General features: G+C 71.9%; 17 protein-coding genes and 1 pseudogene. 6 read left to right on the forward strand and 12 right to left on the reverse strand.

Annotated features, from left to right (window positions below; translation table 11 throughout):
• Positions 1-59: 59 nt before the first annotated feature.
• The 3 genes from ABD329_RS03045 to ABD329_RS03055 all read left to right on the forward strand — a co-directional run bounded on the left by ABD329_RS03045 (position 60) and on the right by ABD329_RS03055 (position 2,597).
• Positions 60-812: a TetR/AcrR family transcriptional regulator gene (locus ABD329_RS03045; protein ID WP_344315898.1), complete on the forward strand. Its 753-nt coding sequence runs from the start codon at positions 60-62 to the stop codon at positions 810-812.
• Positions 809-1,861, forward strand: coding sequence for an acyl-CoA dehydrogenase family protein (locus ABD329_RS03050; RefSeq protein WP_344315899.1), 1,053 nt, complete (start codon positions 809-811; stop codon positions 1,859-1,861). The genes ABD329_RS03045 and ABD329_RS03050 overlap by 4 nt, the downstream gene beginning before the upstream one ends.
• A 235-nt stretch (positions 1,862-2,096) precedes the next feature.
• Positions 2,097-2,597, forward strand: coding sequence for an aminotransferase class I/II-fold pyridoxal phosphate-dependent enzyme (locus ABD329_RS03055; protein WP_344315900.1), 501 nt, complete (start codon positions 2,097-2,099; stop codon positions 2,595-2,597).
• A gap of 337 nt (positions 2,598-2,934) precedes the next feature.
• Here the strand turns inward: ABD329_RS03055 and ABD329_RS03060 are convergent, their stop codons facing one another.
• Together ABD329_RS03060 and ABD329_RS03065 are read right to left on the reverse strand one after the other, a co-directional pair.
• Positions 2,935-3,222 carry a YiaA/YiaB family inner membrane protein gene (locus ABD329_RS03060; RefSeq protein ID WP_037957710.1) on the reverse strand — a complete coding sequence of 96 codons (288 nt, stop codon included), beginning with the start codon at positions 3,220-3,222 and terminating at the stop codon, positions 2,935-2,937.
• Between the two features lie 89 nt (positions 3,223-3,311).
• Positions 3,312-3,902, reverse strand: a complete 591-nt coding sequence (locus ABD329_RS03065) for a TetR/AcrR family transcriptional regulator (RefSeq protein WP_344315901.1) — start codon at positions 3,900-3,902, stop codon at positions 3,312-3,314.
• A gap of 149 nt (positions 3,903-4,051) precedes the next feature.
• On the opposite strand from ABD329_RS03065, the gene ABD329_RS03070 reads away from it, so the two are divergent.
• Positions 4,052-4,336, forward strand: coding sequence for an aldo/keto reductase (locus ABD329_RS03070; RefSeq protein WP_486388695.1), 285 nt, complete (start codon positions 4,052-4,054; stop codon positions 4,334-4,336).
• Here ABD329_RS03070 and ABD329_RS03075 read toward each other — a convergent pair.
• From ABD329_RS03075 to ABD329_RS03085, 3 genes and pseudogenes are all read right to left on the reverse strand, one after another.
• A complete protein-coding gene (locus ABD329_RS03075; protein ID WP_344315902.1) occupies positions 4,319-5,002 on the reverse strand; it encodes a hypothetical protein in 684 nt (227 codons plus the stop codon). The genes ABD329_RS03070 and ABD329_RS03075 overlap by 18 nt on opposite strands.
• A pseudogene (locus ABD329_RS03080) lies at positions 4,999-5,738 on the reverse strand (MerR family transcriptional regulator). Before ABD329_RS03080 ends, ABD329_RS03075 begins: the two are co-directional and overlap by 4 nt.
• A gap of 33 nt (positions 5,739-5,771) precedes the next feature.
• Positions 5,772-7,463 carry a right-handed parallel beta-helix repeat-containing protein gene (locus ABD329_RS03085; protein ID WP_344315903.1) on the reverse strand — a complete coding sequence of 564 codons (1,692 nt, stop codon included), beginning with the start codon at positions 7,461-7,463 and terminating at the stop codon, positions 5,772-5,774.
• 219 nt (positions 7,464-7,682) lie between these two features.
• Here ABD329_RS03085 and ABD329_RS03090 point away from each other — a divergent pair, with 219 nt between their 5' ends.
• The gene (locus tag ABD329_RS03090) at positions 7,683-8,693 is read left to right on the forward strand and encodes a methyltransferase (RefSeq protein ID WP_344315904.1); all 1,011 of its coding nucleotides are present in this window, start codon (positions 7,683-7,685) and stop codon (positions 8,691-8,693) included.
• A gap of 57 nt (positions 8,694-8,750) precedes the next feature.
• On the opposite strand, the gene ABD329_RS03095 is transcribed toward ABD329_RS03090, so the two are convergent.
• The 4 genes from ABD329_RS03095 to ABD329_RS03110 all read right to left on the reverse strand — a co-directional run bounded on the left by ABD329_RS03095 (position 8,751) and on the right by ABD329_RS03110 (position 12,762).
• Positions 8,751-9,569 (reverse strand): class I SAM-dependent methyltransferase, encoded by an 819-nt coding sequence (locus ABD329_RS03095; RefSeq protein ID WP_344315905.1) that lies wholly within the window; start codon positions 9,567-9,569, stop codon positions 8,751-8,753.
• 169 nt (positions 9,570-9,738) lie between these two features.
• Positions 9,739-10,950 carry a globin domain-containing protein gene (locus ABD329_RS03100; protein WP_344315906.1) on the reverse strand — a complete coding sequence of 404 codons (1,212 nt, stop codon included), beginning with the start codon at positions 10,948-10,950 and terminating at the stop codon, positions 9,739-9,741.
• Positions 10,951-11,072: 122 nt separating this feature from the next.
• Complete coding sequence (locus ABD329_RS03105) at positions 11,073-11,522, reverse strand: Rrf2 family transcriptional regulator (protein ID WP_344315908.1); 450 nt, start codon at positions 11,520-11,522, stop codon at positions 11,073-11,075.
• Between the two features lie 91 nt (positions 11,523-11,613).
• A complete protein-coding gene (locus tag ABD329_RS03110) occupies positions 11,614-12,762 on the reverse strand; it encodes an AI-2E family transporter (RefSeq protein WP_425574276.1) in 1,149 nt (382 codons plus the stop codon).
• Positions 12,763-13,111: 349 nt separating this feature from the next.
• Between ABD329_RS03110 and ABD329_RS03115 the strand changes: the two genes are divergently transcribed.
• The gene (locus ABD329_RS03115) at positions 13,112-14,332 is read left to right on the forward strand and encodes a cysteine desulfurase-like protein (protein ID WP_344315909.1); all 1,221 of its coding nucleotides are present in this window, start codon (positions 13,112-13,114) and stop codon (positions 14,330-14,332) included.
• 25 nt (positions 14,333-14,357) lie between these two features.
• Here ABD329_RS03115 and ABD329_RS03120 read toward each other — a convergent pair whose 3' ends face one another.
• From ABD329_RS03120 to ABD329_RS03130, 3 genes are all read right to left on the reverse strand, one after another.
• Positions 14,358-14,930, reverse strand: a complete 573-nt coding sequence (locus ABD329_RS03120) for a TetR/AcrR family transcriptional regulator (protein WP_344315911.1) — start codon at positions 14,928-14,930, stop codon at positions 14,358-14,360.
• Positions 14,931-15,000: 70 nt separating this feature from the next.
• A complete protein-coding gene (locus ABD329_RS03125) occupies positions 15,001-16,392 on the reverse strand; it encodes an amidase (RefSeq protein WP_344315912.1) in 1,392 nt (463 codons plus the stop codon).
• Positions 16,379-16,588 carry a hypothetical protein gene (locus tag ABD329_RS03130; RefSeq protein WP_344315913.1) on the reverse strand — a complete coding sequence of 70 codons (210 nt, stop codon included), beginning with the start codon at positions 16,586-16,588 and terminating at the stop codon, positions 16,379-16,381. The genes ABD329_RS03125 and ABD329_RS03130 overlap by 14 nt, the downstream gene beginning before the upstream one ends.
• Positions 16,589-16,646 lie beyond the last annotated feature (58 nt).

Consider the following 16,646-nt stretch of genomic DNA (forward strand, 5'->3'; position numbering starts at 1 on the left):
TCCATCCAACACTGTAGGAGTGGTGGAGCGGTGACCGCAACGAGGTAGGCTGCGGGCTCGTGAGCGCGAAGCCGGACGGGAACACGGGAACGGACGCGGACCAGGGGAAGAAGGCGCTGGACAACGCACCGGGAGCGGTGTGGTTCCGCGCCGGGAAGACCTCCCGCCCACGGCCTCAGCTGTCACATGAGCGAATCATCGCCACCGCTGTCGAGCTGCTGGACCGCGACGGTGTGCAGAAGCTGAGCATGCGCAGGCTCGCCGAGCGGCTCGGCGCCCACGCGACCAGCCTGTACTGGCACGTGGCCACCAAGGACGATGTCCTGGACCTCGCTCTCGACGCGGTCTTCGCCGAACTCGACCTCCCCGAGCGGCACAGCGCCGCATGGCAGGAGGACGTCGAGGCGTTCATGACCGGCCTGCGCTCGGTCCTGCTGCGCCACCCATGGGCCGCGCCCCTGGCCAACTCCCGCCCCCTCATGGGGCCCAACGCCCTGCGCTGCTCGGAGTTCGCCTACACCGCGCTCACCACCGGCGGCTTCGAAGGGGTCCACCTGTCGTCCGCCGCGGCCACCATCACCCACTATGTGATCGGCTCCGTTTCCTCCGAAGCGGTATGGCAACAGCGCTCCGACGAGGCGGCGACCCGCTCGGCCGTGGACGCCCACATCCGTGCCCACATCGACGAATACCCCACCCTCGCCGGCCACTTCCCGCTGCTGGAGGAGGACGACTGGGACTCCCACTTCCACCGCGGCATGCGCCTGCTGCTGGCCGGTCTGGCGTCCCCCGACGCTCGGGAGCGGTCATGACCGCCCCGGCCCCCACGCTGGTCGAGGCGGCCCGGCGCCTCGCCCATGAGGTGCTGGCGCCCGGCGCCGAGATCGCCGACCGCGAGGGTGTCTCTCCGGCCGCGATCGGCGAGGTGAAGAGGTCCGGGGTGCTCGGGGTGGGTGGCCCGGTGGCGTACGGCGGGGCGCAGGAGCCGGACGCGGTGGCCCGTGAGATCGCCGAGATCCTCGCCGGGGCGTGCTGCTCCACCTACTTCGTCCAGGCCCAGCACCACAGCCCGGTCAGGATGCTCGCCACCGCCGACTCCCCGGCGCGCGAGCGGCTGCTGCGGCCGCTGTGCGACGGCACGCTGCTGTCCGGCATCGCCTTCTCCCATCTGCGGGCCTTCCCCCGCACACCGGTGCGGGTCACCCGGGTCCCGGGTGGCAGGCGCTTCGACGGCCGGGTGCCGTGGTACACCGGCTGGGGCCTGAACGATGTGATGCTGCTCGCCGGGGTCACCGACGACGGCGAGGCGCTGTTCGCCTTCGCGGACGCCCGTGAGCAGCCCGGTCTGCGGCCCACGCCGCCGCTCGAGCTCGCGGCGCTGACCGGCACCCGTACGGTCGGCCTGGAGCTGGACGGCCTGGTGGTGCCCGAGGAGGCGGTGGTCCGGAGCCGTCCCTACGAGGAGTGGGCGGTCACGGACCGTCCGAAGAACACCAACCCCAACCCGGCCGTGTTCGGCGTGGCCGGCGCCGCCCTGGACCTGCTGGAGGCCGCCGGGGACGCGGAGGCGAAGGAGACGGCGCGGGTGCTGGGCGAGCGGTTGCGCGAGGTGCGCCGGGAGGCGTACACGCTGGTGGACGAGGTTCCCCCGGGTGAGCGCCTGGCGGACCGGCTCGCGGTGAAGACCCGGGCCTACGACGTGCTGCGCGCCGCCACCACCGCGGCGATCGTGGCGGGCGGCGGCCGGGCCTTCGGCCTGGGCAGCCCCGCCCAGCGGCTGGCCCGCGAGGGCCTGTTCCTGGTGGTGCAGGGCCAGACCGCGGACGTCCGCAGCGCACATCTGCGGGCGCTGCGCGGCTGACCCGCCCGTCTGCTCCGCGCCGTACCGCTACGTACTCGCCTCGAGGTGGCGGCGGCCGGGCCCGGGTGGCGATCCACCGGGGCCAGGCCGCCGACTCGCACGCCGCGAGCTCCTTGCGGATGCGGTTCAGCATGAAGGCGGAGGACTCCCGCGCCCGCTCCTCCCAGGCGAAGCATTCCAGGTCGGCGGTGATCGCGCGCTCGCCGAGGTACTGCTCGACCACCCCCACGTCCAGGTGCTCACCGACGAGATCTACGACGAGATCTGGTACCGGCCGGGCCACGTCCCCAGCATGGCGGGCGTCGAACCGCGCCTGACCGACCGGGTCTTCCTCACCAACGGCGTCTCCAAGACCTACGTGATGACCGCCGCCACCGCCGCGCTCACCGGCGACCAGAGCTTTGTCCGCGACTGCGTGTCCGTCTACCGCGGGCGCCGCGACGAGGTGGTCAAACGGATCAATGACACCCCCGGCCTCTCCTGCACCCCGCCCAGCGGTGGCTTCTACGCCTTCGTCAACTGCGCCGGAGTCATCGGCAGGCGCACCCCGTCCGGCGACGAGATCCGCGACGACGAGGACTTCGCCGCCCATCTGCTGGAGTCACGGCGGGTGGCGGTGATCCACGGCGCCGCGTACGGCGCACCGGGGTACTTCCGTATCTCCTTCGCGACCTCCCACGACATCCTCACCGCGGCCTGCGAAGGCATCGCCCGCGCCTGTGCGGACCTTTCCTGAACTCCTGAAGGAGCCATATGCTGCGCGTCACCACCCGGTTCGACCGGCCCGACCCGGCCCTCGTCGACCAGCTGAGCGGGTGCTCCGCCGCCACCGTCCACGAGGCCCAGGGCCGCCTCGGGGCACTGGACTCCACCATCAAGCCGATCGATCCCGCCATGTCGGCCTGCGGGCCCGCCTTCACGGTGCGCTGCGCCCCACGGGACAACACGCGTGTGTGGCCAAGGGCCTCGGCTGCCTCGTCACCGACATCGGTGTCCGCGACACACAGGAGCTCCGGAGGCTGGGCTTCCCGGATGTTCTCGTACAGCGTCCCTGCTCGAACGGATCGTGCGGGCTACAGCTTCTCGAAGGGATCGTGGTTCGCGAGCAGCTTCTCCACCCGCGCCTGGTCGACCCGGCTCACGATCTGCCCGGCCTCCTGCCGGTCCCGGATCACCTTGGCCAGGGTGAAGGCGGAGGTCACCAGGTAGAGCACGGAGATGGCGAGGAAGCCGCGCACCCAGGCGTTGGCGCTCAGCTGGAAGATGCCGATCGCGGTGGCGGCCATGGCGACGGCGAAGGAGGCGATCGCCTGACCGTAGAACGCGGCCGTGCTCTGCTGCTTGACCGGTGTCTCACTCATGCGGACAAGAATGGGCGGATGCGGTCGGCTCCGCATCCGTCCGGATACTCAGGTGCGTACTCAGAAATACCTACGGGAAATCGGCGCCGTCAGCGCGGTTGGCGCAGTCCCGCGATGAGGAGCGCGACCAGCCGGCGTGCGTCATAGCCGGGGTCGTGCTCGGCGCCGATGCAGAGGTTCCCGACGCCGCGCATGAGCTCGTACGCCTTGAGGTCGGGCCGGATCTCACCGGCGTCGGCCGCCGCGTCGAGCAGCTCGGTGCACACGGGGAGGAGGCGGTCGATGAAGTACGAGTGCAGCGTGTCGAAGCTCGTGTTGTCGGACCGCAGCACGGCGGCGAGCCCGTGCTTGGTGACCAGGAAGTCGACAAAGAGATTGATCCACTGGCCCAGCGCGGCATGCGGCGTCTCGCTGCTCGCCAGCAGGGCCGGACCGGCCTCGGCGCAGGCCTCGACCTGGTGCCGGTAGACGGCGATGATCAGGTCCGCCCGCGTCGGGAAGTGGCGGTAGATGGTGCCCACCCCGACACCGGCCTCGGCCGCGATGTCGCGCACCGGCGCCTCCACGCCCGAGGCGACGAAGACCGAGGCGGCCGCGTCGAGCAGGGTCTCCTGATTGCGCCGGGCGTCCGCCCGCCTGGACCGGGCCGAGGGCCCCGTGCCCTTGTCGCCGCCGTTCACCGCGCCGCTCCCTCCACTGCCGAGCTGGCCAAACGGAACGACGTCCCGTATATTTACCGGAGCCAGGTTCCGTTTGCTTATGATGCCAGAGCAGGGGCCGGGCAACCAAACCGCGCTCGCCGTCGCGCAATGCCGGCACGCATCCCCGCATGGGGAACACGGTCATGCGGTACCGCACCTTGGGCCGCACCGGTGTGCAGGTCAGCTCCCTCGCGCTCGGATTCGTGACCGCTCACCCCGCCGTGACCAGTGCGCTCATCGGCCCCCGCCCACTGGACCATCTGCATACGCAGCTCACCGCCGCCGACACCGTGCTCTCCGCCGATGTGCTGGACGCGATCGACTCGATCGTGGCCCCCGGCACCGACCTCGCCGCGCACGAGAAGCACGACACTCCGACCGCGCTGCTCGACCCGTCACTGCGGCGCCGCTGACGGGTCCGGCGCCGCCGCTGCCCGGGCGCGGGTGAGCGCGGCGACCGCTTCCCGGGGGTCGTCCGCGTGGAACCGGAGCGTACGGGCGACGCCTCGGCGCCCGAGGGGGCGTACGAAGGTCACCGGCTCCGTCAGCGCCACCGTCACCGTGGTCTGGCTGCCCACCGCGAGGTCGAGCACCCCGTCCGGGCCCAGCCGCACCAGCCGTGCGTCCGGATAGCGCCGGTCGACCCGGGCGGTGGCGATGGTGGCGGCCGGAACCCGCAGGTCGAACAGTGCGCCGTAGCGGATGCGCAGCGAGCCGTCGGACCCCACGACATGCGGGCGGACCACACAGGCCGCGTGCAGGGCGAGGACCAGCACCACCCCGTACACATCGATGACGAGCAGGATCGCGTGCACCACCGGCCAGGGGACCACCAGGGCCAGCCCCACCGTCTCGATGACCGACACGAAGATCATCCCGTACATCATGGCCGTCTGGGGCCCGGTGTAGGCCACGGCCAGCGCCCCCTCCGGGACCTGGTGGCGGCGGCGCAGCACCCACAGCCCGAGGCTGTGCAGGGCGCGGGCCTCGTGGCTGAGGAGGCGGCGCGCGACCGGCGGGATCAGGGTCTCCGCCACGCCTTTCGCCCACACCGCGGCCCGTGCGAACGGCCGGCTCATGACGCCCTCCTGCCCAGTCGGCCGGTCAGCTTCTCCATCACCCGGCGCACCACCTCGGCCTGGGCGGGTGAGTAGTCGTCGAGCAGCGCCTGCCCGAAGCCGGTCGCCGTCGGGCCGCCGTCCGGGATGGCCGCCAGCACCTCGTCCGGTACGGCGGCGGACAGTTGCTCGGCCAGCGGCGCGATCCGTGGGTCGTCCGCCGCGGCCCCTCCAGTTCGTCCAGCCGCTCGTACAGCGGGAGCACGGCGGGGTCCTCGGCCAGCGGCCGCAGCGCCGTGTACACCGTGTCCCCGCCGATCATCCCCTCCAGCAGCATCAGGTGCTCGCGGTCCTTGGCGGCGGTCGGCGAGGAGGTGGCGGGCGCCACCTTCAGGAGCTCGACGAGCGCGGGGGAGAGCGGCGCGTCCGGTGTGAGCGGGCCGTCCAGCAGCGCCGCCAGCACCTTGCGGCGCTGCTGGATCTCGTGTTCCTGACGGGCGAGATCGGCGTCCAGCTCGCCCAGCACCTCGGCCAGCTCACGCCCGGCGTCGTCCGCGAGGACGTCCCGCACCTCGTCCAGGGAGAGCCCGAGCTCCGTCAGCCGCCGGATCCGGGCCAGCAGAACGGCGTCCCGGAGGGTGTAGACCCGGTATCCGTTGGCGCGCCGCCGGGGCTCGGGCAGCAGACCGATGTGGTGGTAGTGCCGCACGGTCCGGGAGGTGACTCCGACGAGCGCGGCGATTTCTCCGATGCGCATATGGCCAGTAGAAACCCTGCCGTTGCGACAAGGTCAAGCGCGGCCGCCCGGCGGCCCCTCGACGGCGCCGATGTCGGGACGGCCGAGGTAGAGCGGGGCGCCACGGTAGTCACGGCCGCCGTTGTCCGGGACGACGGTGCCGTTGCCGATCAGCGGTGAGCCCGGCCGGGGAGCGAAGCCCAGTGCGGTGTCCAGCCGCGGTCCGCTGTCGGCCGTGCCGTACGGCCCGGACACCTCCGGGTTCACCAGCAGCGGGTCGCCCGTGCGCGCGGTGGGGTCGGTGGCGGGTACGGGCAGCGGGGCACCGCCGTAGAAGTTGTTGGTGTAAGCGATGGTCGGGCTGGTGGTCAGGCTCGCGTCGGCGACCGCCGAGGAGAAGGCGTTGTCGTGCAGGTCGTAGCGCGCGTTCAGGGACGAGCCGTAGCCGTAGACCACGTACCGGCTCGCCCGGTTGTGCACCGTGTTGTTGTAGACCTCGGCCGAAGCGGCCCGGTCGGAGTGCAGATACAGCGGATACCGGGAATTCCCGCTGAGGACGTTGTAGCGCACCACGACATCGCCGAAGGAGAACTGGCACAGCAGGATGCCATCGCCGTTGTTGTGCACGAAGTTGTACTGGATCCGCACCCGCGTGGTGCCCTTGTCGGCGTCGATGCCGTTGGAGTCGGCGCCCCCGGCCTTCTGCTCCGTCCGGTACACCTCATTGCGCTGGATCACCACATCGTCCGCGTAGTACGCCTCGATGCCGGACGTCCCCGCCTGGTCCACCACATTGTGGTCCACCACCGCGCCGCGCACATTGGTCAGATACATCGCGTTGCAGCCGTAGCGCGTCCCGCCCTGGGAGATGAAGTTGTCCCGGATCGTGATGTCCGTATGCGGGGTGAAGGCGGTGTCATCGGGCGAGGTCCGGGTGCCCCAGCCGGTCGGTACCGCGACGGGGGCGCCGTTCGTGTCCTTCGCGTCGCCGGTGTACTGCTTGACGACGATGCCCGCGAACGAGGTGTCGCGCACCGTGGAGTTCCGCACCTGGATGTCGTGGAGCACGGTGGCGGCGGACGGCGGTGCGGTGATGTCGGGGACGGTCGTGTCGAACACGATGCCCCCGGTGCGCTTCGAGCGGTCCCATCCGGTCTTGAAGCGCACCCCCGGGGCGTTGCCGGAGACATCGCCGCCGATCCAGTTGACCTCGCCGGTCACGTCATGGACGTCGACGCCGTCGACGAGGAAGTGGTCCAGCCGCCGCGCGTTGTCGCCCGAGACATGGATACCGCGCAGATCCCGCAGGTTCGCGCCCGGAGTCCCGGTCGCGGGCGCCTCGTTGCTGACATCTAGGTCGCGGATCTCCCAGTACTCCTGGTTGAACAGCCGTACCGCGTCATCGACGGCGCCCTCCCCGCGGATGCGCGGCTTGGGCCCCGTGCCATAGCCGCCGATGACGATCGGACGGTTCGGCTCGCCCGAGCCCTTCGGCCACAGTTGGCCCTTCCAGGAGCCACCGGCCTTCAGCAGGATCCGGTCCCCGGCCCGGAAGGTGGTCCGGCCGACGCGGTCGAGGCTGCGCCAGGCCCGGGCGGCGCTGGTGCCCGGGGCCCCGTCGTGGCCCGAGCGGGAGTCGACGTAGTAGGTGGTGCCCTTGGCCGCCGCGGCGGTCCGCATGGTGTGCGCGGTGTGTGCGGCGGCGGGGTGCGCGACCAGCGTGGCCGCGCCGAGGGCGGCGGCCATGAGAAGGCCGAGCGGCCGTCGGCCGCGTCTGACGGATCGTCGTCCGGATGTCATTCGTCGAATAGAAAGCGCTGTCACACGGGGTGTCAAGAGTCCGTCGCTCCCGTCGCGACCGTCCGGCGGCGACCCGTGTAGGGGGCAACGGGACGGTAGCGTAAGGAGGTCCACATACGGTCAGACGCGGTGAGAGCGCAGATCCGGGAACAGTGAGGGAGCCCTATGCGGCACGAGATCAGCCCCGAGCCCATTCTTGAGGTCGGGCTCGGCTTCATGGCGTCGAAGGCGCTGCTCACCGCGGTGGAACTGGATCTCTTCTCCCGGCTCGCCGAAGGTCCCCGCACCGGTGGCGACCTGGCCGAGGCGCTCGGACTGCATCCGCGCGGCGCCGCCGACTTCCTCGACGCGCTGGTGGCCCTCGGATTCCTGGAGCGCTCCGAGGGCGTGTACCGCAACAGCCCGTCCGCCGACACCTTTCTCGACCGTGGGAAGGCCACCTACGCGGGCGGCATCCTGGAGATGGCCAACAGCCGGCTGTATCCCTTCTGGGGGTCGCTCACCGAGGCGCTGCACACCGGGAAACCGCAGAACGAGCACAAGCACGGCGGCGACGTCTTCGACGCCATCTACCACGACCAGGAGGGCCTCGAGCGATTCCTGCACGGCATGACCGGGCTCAGCATGGGCAAGGCGATGGTGATAGCCGAGCGGTTCCCCTGGGCCGACTACCGGACCGTGCTGGACGTCGGCGGAGCGGTGGGCTGCGTTCCGGTGGCGGTGGCCCAGCGCCACCCCCATATGAGCGGCGGTGTCTTCGAGCTGCCCCGGGTGCGGCCCGTCTTCGAGAAGTACGTGGCGTCCTTCGGCCTGGAGGACCGGCTCACCTTCCACGGTGGCGACTTCTTCACCGATGACCTACCCCGCGCCGATGTCATCGTGCTGGGCCAGATCCTGCACGGCTGGGGCCTGGAGGAGAAGCGGCTGCTGCTGAAGAAGGCGTATGACGCGCTGCCCGACGGGGGAGCGGTCCTCGTCTACGAGGCCATCATCGACGACGACCGCAAGGAGAACACCTTCGGCCTGCTGGCCAGCCTGAACATGCTCATCGAGACCCGCTCCGGCTTCGAGTACACGGCCGCCGACGGCCGCGCCTGGCTGGCGGACACGGGCTTCAGCGGCAGCCGGATCGAGCCGCTGACGGACGGCTACTCCATGCTGGTGGGCATCAAATAGCGGTCATCCGGCAGCTCGGCCCGGCGCCGGGACCAAACCGGCGCCGGGCCGGAGCCACTAGAAGCGGTAGCGCAGGATCCGGCCCACATCCCGGAAACCGGGCAGACGCGCCATCACCCGCATGCTCATCCGGCCGGAGGCCGGCATCTTCTCCACCCCCGGCATGTCCACGCTGCGCACCGCGTCGAGGCAGGTCAGCCCCGGGTGCCAGGTCTCGACCTCATGGGGGTCGTCCAGGCCCCAGTGGAGGGTGGCGCCCGCGTTGCGCACCGCGGGGACCATCTTCTGGAGCCGGATGCCGAGCGGCCCGTAGACATCGAAGAGCAGCTGGCCACTGGGGAACCGCTCGGTGATCCGCTGGATCAGCCGCTTGCCCTCCTCCTTGCGCAGATACATCGTCAGCCCCTCGGCGACGACCACGGTGGGCCGGTCGTCCGGCACCTCGCGCAGCCATGCCTCATCGGTCACCGAGGCGCCGACCATCTCGTAGTTCCCCGACGGCTGGGGAAGCAGCCGCCGGCGCAGATCGATCACCTCGGGGTAGTCGACGTCGAGCCAGCGCACCGACGGCGGCGGGTCGAGGCGCTGCGCCCGGGTGTCGAGACCGCACGCGAGATGGAGCACGGTCGCCTTCTGGTGCTCGGCCAGGAACTCCATGGCCCAGTCGTCGAGCTGTTTCGCCCGCAGGGCGATGCCGACCGCCGTCGTGTCCGTCATCCCCGTTTTGTCGAAGTCGTAGGCCACGCGCTCCACGGCCTCCCGGGCCGCGTGGTCGTGCAGGATGGAGTCGGGTGAACGGCTGTCCACCGCCCTGCCGTACAGAGTGGCGAGCAAGGTCTCCTGAGCGCCGCTGAGAGTGATCTTTTCGCGATCCATGGTTCCTCGTCGATGTGGGGGTACCCGGACGGACCATTCCGTACGGTTGCGTACGGAACGGGCAGAACCCGTGTCCGTACGGTCCCACGTTCCCCCCGGCAAAAGCGACCGGCCCCTGGGCCATTCGAGTTCTTCCGGCCAACATCGGGCGGACGGGCGCCGGTGCGCGTCAGTCGCCCTCGCCGTCGTCCCGCGTCAGCCACAGGTCGGGTCCGAAGACCTCGTAGTGGATCGCGGAGGGGTGCACCCCGCGCTCCAGCAGCTGGGTCCGCACCGACCGCATGAAGGGCATCGGCCCGCACAGATACGCCTGCACCCCGTCCGGGATCTCGATGCCGGACAGGTCGACACGGCCGGTGCGCTCGGCCGGCCAGTCGCCCTCGGGCCGCTCGTACCACGTATGGGCGGTGCCCCGTGCCAGCTTGGTGACCAGCCGCTCCTGGTCGGCGCGCAGGGCGTGGTCGGCGGGGGAGCGGTCGGCGTGGACGGCGATGACCGGGGCCTGGTGTCCACCGGCCGTCAGCTCCTCCAGCATGGCCACCATCGGAGTGCAGCCGATCCCGGCGGAGGCGAGCAGCAGCGGTGTGTCCGTGCCGTCGAGCACGACATCGCCGTAGGGCGCGGAGACGGTGAGCTCGTCGCCCTCGTGGACGTGGTCGTGGAGATGGCCGGAGACCTCACCTGCCGGGCCCTCGCCCGCGCGCTCGCGCTTGACGGAGATGGAGCGCACCGTGGCACCGGGGGCGTTGGTCAGGCTGTACTGGCGGATCTGCCGTGCCCCGTCGGCCAGTTCCACCTGCACCGAGACATACTGGCCCGCCTTGAACGCCGGGGCGGGACGGCCGTCCGCCGGACGGATCCGGAAGGTGGCCACATCCGCGGTCTCCCGGACCCGCTCGACCACCTCCCACTGCCGCCAGGTCCCGCCGACCAGCACGCCCTGCTCGGCATACAGCCGCCGCTCGATCTCGATCAGGGCGTTGGCCATCAGCCAGTACACCTCGTCCCAGGCCGCGGTCACCTCGTCGGTGGCCGCGTCGCCGAGCACCTCCGCGATGGCCGCGGACAGATGACGGTGCACCACCGGATACTGCGCGGCGCTCACCCCGAGCGAGGCGTGCTTGTGGGCGATCCGGCTCAGCAGGGCGTCGGGGCGGGTGCCCGGCCGCTCCACCAGGGCGGTGGCGAACGCGGCGATCGCGCCCGCGAGGGCCTGCCGTTGGGTGCCCGCGGCCTGGTTGGCCCGGTTGAACATGTTGCTCAGCAGTTCGGGGTGGGCCGTGAAGAGCTTCCGGTAGAACAGCTCGGTGATGGTGCCGATGGCCTCACCGACGGCGGGAAGCGTGGCGCGGACGGTCTCGGCGGACTTCTGGGAGAGCATGGGCGGGCCTAAATGGTATCTCAGATTCGTATTCAACGGCATGGGTGAACCGGGCATGGTGACCTCCGTGTCAGCACGGCTCGGCGGAACGGGATCCGGGGTGCGTAACCCGGACGGCGGCCTCATGGGGACAGCCCGGGCGCTCGTCCGACCAGCCCCAGCAGCACCGGGCCGGTCGGGGACGCCACCAGATCGTCGACCGTGAGGGGGTCGAGCGAGGTGAGGAACGCCTCCTGCGCCCGGCGCAGCGCCATCCGCAGCCGGCAGCCCTGCCGCAGCGGACACGGCACATCCCCCTCGCAGTCGACGACATCGCCGACCCCCTCGAGCTCCCGGACCAGCTGGCCGACCGAGGCGGTCCGCCCGGTCGTGGTGAGCGTCAGCCCGCCGCCCCGTCCGCGCCGTGTCTCGATCAGCCCCAGGTGCTGTAGCCGGGCCGCCACCTTGGCCAGGTGGCTGTACGGCACCTGCATCTCCCCGGCGATCTGCCGGGCGGTGCAGGGCTCGGTTCCGGTGACCGCCAGCCGCATGATCGTGCGGAGCGCCAGGTCCGTTGACTTCGTCAGCCGCATGGCGGCAGATTACGATAATGCGAATCTTAGATGCAATTTATAGAGATGTATTCCGGTCTCCGGCGTACGGCTGCTCCGGTCGCGGCGCCGGTCAGGCCTCGCCGGGCGGCCGCCCGCGCAGCGCCCGCGTCACCGACCAGGCGACGGACACCATGGGCACGGCCACCACCGCCCCGACCACCCCCGCCACGATGCTGCCGGCGATGACCGAAATCGCCACCACCACCGGATGGAGCCGCACCGCCCAGCTCATCACCAGCGGATGCAGCACATGGCCCTCGAACTGACCGACCGCCACGATCAGCAACAGCACCACGGCCGCGATGGCCGGACCCCGCCCGGCCAGAGCAACCACCGTGGCCACCGCCAGCGCGATCGGCGAACCGATCAGCGGGACGAACGTCGCGAAGAAGACGAGCAGCGTCAGCGGCAGGGCCAGTGGCACCCGCAGCAGGAACAGGGCGATGCCGACCAGGGTCGCGTTGGAGGCCGCCACGACGATGATGCCCCGGGTGTATCCGGCGAAGGTGGTCCACGCCGCCCGTGCCGCACGGTCCCACGGGGGCCGGGCGCGCTCGGGGAGCTGGCCCCGGAACCACTGCCACATCCGGTCGCCGGAATGGATGAAGAAGATCGAACAGAACAGGGCCAGGAACACCGCCGTGCCCGCCTCCACGACTCGCCCGGCGCTGCTGAGCGCCCTGCTGATCAGCGTCGCGCGATGCCGTGACACAAAGGCGGTGATCTTGTCGTGCGCTCCCGACAGCACCCCGTGCCGCACATGGAACGGCGGCCCCTCCAGCCACCGCTCGATCCGGCCGATCCCGCCGCGCAGCTCACCCACCAGCCGGCCCGCCTCCGCGGCCGCCGCGTTCCCCACCAGCGCCAGCAGCCCCAACACCGCGAACAGCGTGCCGAACACCGCCAGCGCCACCGCCAGCGGCCTGGGACACACCCGCGCCAGCAGATCGGCCAGCGGGCGCAGCAAGGCGGTGGCCACCAGCGCGAGGAACACCGCGATCGCGACGAGCTCGAACCGCCCCAGCACCCTGAACGCCAGATAGACGGCCACCCCGATGACCACCAGACGCCATGCGTACGCGGCGGCCAGCCACAGCCCGGGATGGACCCGTCCGTCCTCGTCCCCCGCCCGGCGCACCGCCGCCGTCAGGGCCGCGGAGCCGGAGCGGCGGGCCCGCGCCACCGCCCGCGAGGCCCGCCCCGCCGGTCCGCCGGCCACACCACGCCGAGGGCTAACGCCCCGGCCTCCCGCTCGCTCGGGCGGGGGAGGAGAGTCGCTGCTCACGTCGGCGCCACCGCCTTCTGCGTCCGGTCCTGCGCGGCGGAAGAGGATGGTGAATCATCCCGCTACGTACAGATTCAATCAGGGTGGCCGTCCGGGCGCCGGACACTTCTTCCCGGCGCGGCGGCCCGTCCTCTTCCCGGCGCGGCGGCCGTCCTGTCCCCGGCGCGGCGGCCCGTCCTGCCCCGGCGCGGCCGCCGTCCTCGCCCCCTGCCGTTCCCCACCCGGGCCTGCCTAAGATCGCCCTGGTCACCCGCTCGCCAAGGCACTCTGCAAGGAGCCGTTCGTGACATACGACATCACCGCCATCCGCGCACAGTTCCCCGCGCTGAAGGCCGGGTCGGCCCACTTCGACGGCCCGGGAGGCACCCAGACCCCGCTCCCCGTCATCGAGGCCGTCTCCGAAGCGCTGGCCAACCCCCTGGCCAACCGCGGCCACCTCACCGCGGGGGAGCGCAACGCCGAGGCCCTGGTCCGGTCGGCCCGGCAGGCCATGGCCGATCTGCTCGGCGCCGACCCTGCCGGGATCGTCTTCGGGCGCAGCGCCACCGCCCTCATCTACGACTTCTCCCGCACCCTCGCCAAGACCTGGTCGCCGGGCGACGAGGTGGTGGTGTCCCGGCTGGACCACGACTCCAACATCCGCCCCTGGGTCCAGGCCGCCGAGGCCGCCGGGGCCACCGTGCGCTGGGCCGACTTCGACCCCGCCACCGGCGAGCTGACCCCCGATGACATCAGCGCCCAGCTCGGCGACCGCACCCGGCTGGTCGCGGTCACCGCAGCCTCGAACCTGATCGGCACCCGCCCGGACATCCCGGAGATCTCCCGGCGGGTGCACGCGGCCGGGGCGCTCCTCCACGTCGACGGCGTGCACTACGCCGCCCACGCCCATGTCGACATCCGGCGGCTCGGAGCGGACTTCTTCGTCTGCTCCCCCTACAAGTTCCTCGGCCCCCACCTCGGTGTGCTGGCAGCCGGTCCCGAGCTCCTGGAGACCCTGGCCCCGGACAAGCTGCTCCCGTCGACGAACGCCGTTCCCGAGCGCTTCGAATTCGGCACCCTGCCCTATGAATTCCTCGCCGGGACCCGCGCCGCCGTCGACTTCCTCGCCACCCTGGACCCCGGCGCGGAAGGCAGCCGCAGGAAGCGGCTGGCGTCGTCGTTCGCGGCCCTCGAGGAGCACGAGGCGATGCTGCGCGGGCGCATCGACGAGGGGCTGGCCGCTCTCGAGCCGCTGACCATCCACTCGCGGGCCGTGGACCGCACCCCGACCGTGTTGCTGACCATCGACGGCCACGACACCACCGACGCCTACCGCTACCTCGCCGGCCGTGGTGTCGACGCCCCCTCCGGTTCGTTCTACGCGGTGGAGGCATCCCGCAGGCTGGGCCTGGGTGACACCGGTGGGCTGCGTATCGGTCTGGCCCCCTACACCAGCAACGAGGACGTGGACCGGCTGCTGGAGGCGCTCTCGGACTTCCTGCGCGCTCCGGTCCCGCGCGGCTGACTCATCCGGCGCTCACCGGCCGGTCTCATGTCCCGGCGGCGGCGTTCCCCTCGAGGAGCCCCGCCACGAGTCCGCGGGCATGCGCGGCGTCGAGCCCGGCGGGGCGGAAGAGGATGCGGTACATCAGCGGCGCCACGATGTGGTCGACGACCGTCTCGACGCCGGGGGTGTCCTCCCCGCGCTCGGCCGCGCGGGTCAGTATCACATCGACCTGGTCGGCGGCGTAGGCCGAGCACTGGCCGGCGTTGCTGCCGTCCGGGTCGCCGAGCAGGGCGTCGCGGATGTAGGCACGGCCGGCAGGGGAGGCCATCTCGTCCAGGAACTGCTCGGCCCAGGCCGTCAGATCGGACTCCAGACCGCCGTGGTCCTGGGGCGTGGTGTCGGGCCGCAGACGCTCGACCGCCACATCCGACAGCAGTTGGCTGAGGTCTCCCCAGCGGCGGTAGATCGTGGAGGGGGTGACCCCCGCACGCTGGGCGATCAGCGGCACCGTGAGACCGTCGCGGCCCACCTCCGCCTCCAGTTCGCGCACGGCGGTGTGCACCGATGCCTGGACCCGGGCGCTGCGCCCCCCGGGGCGCACCATCTGCCTGCTCATTCATCCCACCTTAAAGCAAATCTGTTGCTTCTGGGGAAGCGGTGCGCCCCGCGCTCACCCGGTGGCCGCGTCAGGCCGCCGATGCCAGCTCGCGGGCGGGCCGGGTCCGCTCGTAGGCGTGGCCGACCCGCAGCAGCACGCTCTCCCCGAGCGGCCGCCCGAGCAGCTGCATGCCGATCGGCAGGCCGGCCGTGTCGTGGCCCACCGGGACGGAGAGCGACGGCAGCCCGGTGAGGTTGGCGGGGGCCGAGAGGCGCACATAGGCGTCGGAGACGGCTTCGACGGTGCCGTCCGGCCAGGTGATCGTCTCCTGGCCGGCCGCCACCGCGGTGGCCGGGACCGTGGGGGCGGCGATCACATCGACGCCCTCCAGTACGCGCGCCCACTCCCGCCGCATCAGGGTCCGGGAGCGCTGGGCGCGCAGATAGTCCCCGGCGGGCATCAGCTCGCCCGCCTCCAGCAGGATGCGCACGTCCGCCTGGTACAGCTCCGGCGCCGTGCGCAGGGTGCGCTCGTGGTACGCGGTGGCCTCCGGCACCATCAGGCCCCACTGCGTGGCCTGGATGTAGCGGGTCATGGGGATCTCGACCTCGACGAGGCGGGCGCCCAGGGCCTCGAGCCGGTCGACGGCCCGCCGGACCGCGGCCTCCACCTCCGCGTCGACGTGCTCGAAGTAGTAGTTGCGCGGCACGCCGACGCGCAGTCCCGTCAGGTCCTCGGCCGCGCCCGGCCGGCAGTCCCGCGCGGGCACGTCCAGGGAGGCGGGGTCGCGGGGGTCGTGCCCGGCCAGGACCGCCAGGACCAGGGCCTGGTCCTCGACGGTACGGGTGAGCGGGCCGACGTGGTCCAGCGACCACGACAGGGAGGTGACGCCGTGGCGGGGGACGAGGCCGTACGTCGGCTTGAGGCCGACGACCCCGTTGAGCGCGGCGGGGACGCGGATGGATCCGCCGGTGTCGGTGCCCAGGGCGAAGGCCGCGGTGCCCGCGGCGACGGCCACGGCGGATCCGCCGCTGGAGCCGCCCGCGACCCGGCCGGTGTCCCAGGCGTTGTGGGTCTGCGGGGTGGTGAGCCCATAGGCGAACTCATGGGTGTGGGTCTTGCCGACCAGGACCGCGCCGGACGCACTCAACCGGGCGGCGACCGTGCTGTCCGCCTGGGCGCGGTGGTCGGCGCGGACCCGGGAGCTCGCGGTGGTGGCCACGCCCGCGACGTCGATCAGGTCCTTCAGGCCCATCGGGATGCCGTGCAGCGGGCCGCGGAGGCGGCCGGCCGCGGCTTCGTCCGCGGCCTCGCGCGCGGCCCGGCGCGCCCGCTCGGCCGTCACCGTGGCGTAGGCGTTCAGCCGCGGTTCCAGTCGCTCGACGCGGTCCAGGACGGAGTCCACCAGCTCGACGGGGGACAGCCGCCGGGTCCGGATCGCCTCGGCGGCCGCGGTGAGGGACAGCTCATACGGCCGCATCGTGCTGCTCCTCTCCCGCGCGGTAGGCGGGGGCGGGCGGGGTGTCGCCGAAGTCCAGCTCGCGCAGGACGGCGACGACGGCGTGGATGTGGTTGGCGGTGGCCGCCGCGGCGGCGTGGCGCTCGGCCGGCAGCGGAAGGCCGGCGCGGGCGGCCCAGCGGGCCGCCTCCGGTGGGGTGAGTTCAGCGGCGGACAAGGTGTCTCCCTCAGTGAGGTCTCATCGAGGCAAAAGCTAACCGTTTGCGTTAGCCGAC

This window comes from Streptomyces javensis (assembly GCF_039525925.1).
Lineage (GTDB): Bacteria > Actinomycetota > Actinomycetes > Streptomycetales > Streptomycetaceae > Streptomyces > Streptomyces asiaticus.

Excerpts from the sequence above, each read along its gene's own strand:
- ABD329_RS03070 (WP_486388695.1), top strand. The coding sequence starts at position 4,052 with ATGGGGAACACGGTCATGCGGTACCGCACCTTGGGCCGCACCGGTGTG.
- ABD329_RS03075 (WP_344315902.1), bottom strand. The coding sequence starts at position 5,002 with ATGAGCCGGCCGTTCGCACGGGCCGCGGTGTGGGCGAAAGGCGTGGCG.
- ABD329_RS03100 (WP_344315906.1), bottom strand. The coding sequence starts at position 10,950 with ATGCTCTCCCAGAAGTCCGCCGAGACCGTCCGCGCCACGCTTCCCGCC.
- ABD329_RS03060 (WP_037957710.1), bottom strand. The coding sequence starts at position 3,222 with ATGAGTGAGACACCGGTCAAGCAGCAGAGCACGGCCGCGTTCTACGGT.
- ABD329_RS03105 (WP_344315908.1), bottom strand. The coding sequence starts at position 11,522 with ATGCGGCTGACGAAGTCAACGGACCTGGCGCTCCGCACGATCATGCGG.
- ABD329_RS03125 (WP_344315912.1), bottom strand. The coding sequence starts at position 16,392 with ATGCGGCCGTATGAGCTGTCCCTCACCGCGGCCGCCGAGGCGATCCGG.
- ABD329_RS03090 (WP_344315904.1), top strand. The coding sequence starts at position 7,683 with ATGCGGCACGAGATCAGCCCCGAGCCCATTCTTGAGGTCGGGCTCGGC.
- ABD329_RS03050 (WP_344315899.1), top strand. The coding sequence starts at position 809 with ATGACCGCCCCGGCCCCCACGCTGGTCGAGGCGGCCCGGCGCCTCGCC.
- ABD329_RS03120 (WP_344315911.1), bottom strand. The coding sequence starts at position 14,930 with ATGAGCAGGCAGATGGTGCGCCCCGGGGGGCGCAGCGCCCGGGTCCAG.
- ABD329_RS03085 (WP_344315903.1), bottom strand. The coding sequence starts at position 7,463 with ATGGCCGCCGCCCTCGGCGCGGCCACGCTGGTCGCGCACCCCGCCGCC.
- ABD329_RS03095 (WP_344315905.1), bottom strand. The coding sequence starts at position 9,569 with ATGGATCGCGAAAAGATCACTCTCAGCGGCGCTCAGGAGACCTTGCTC.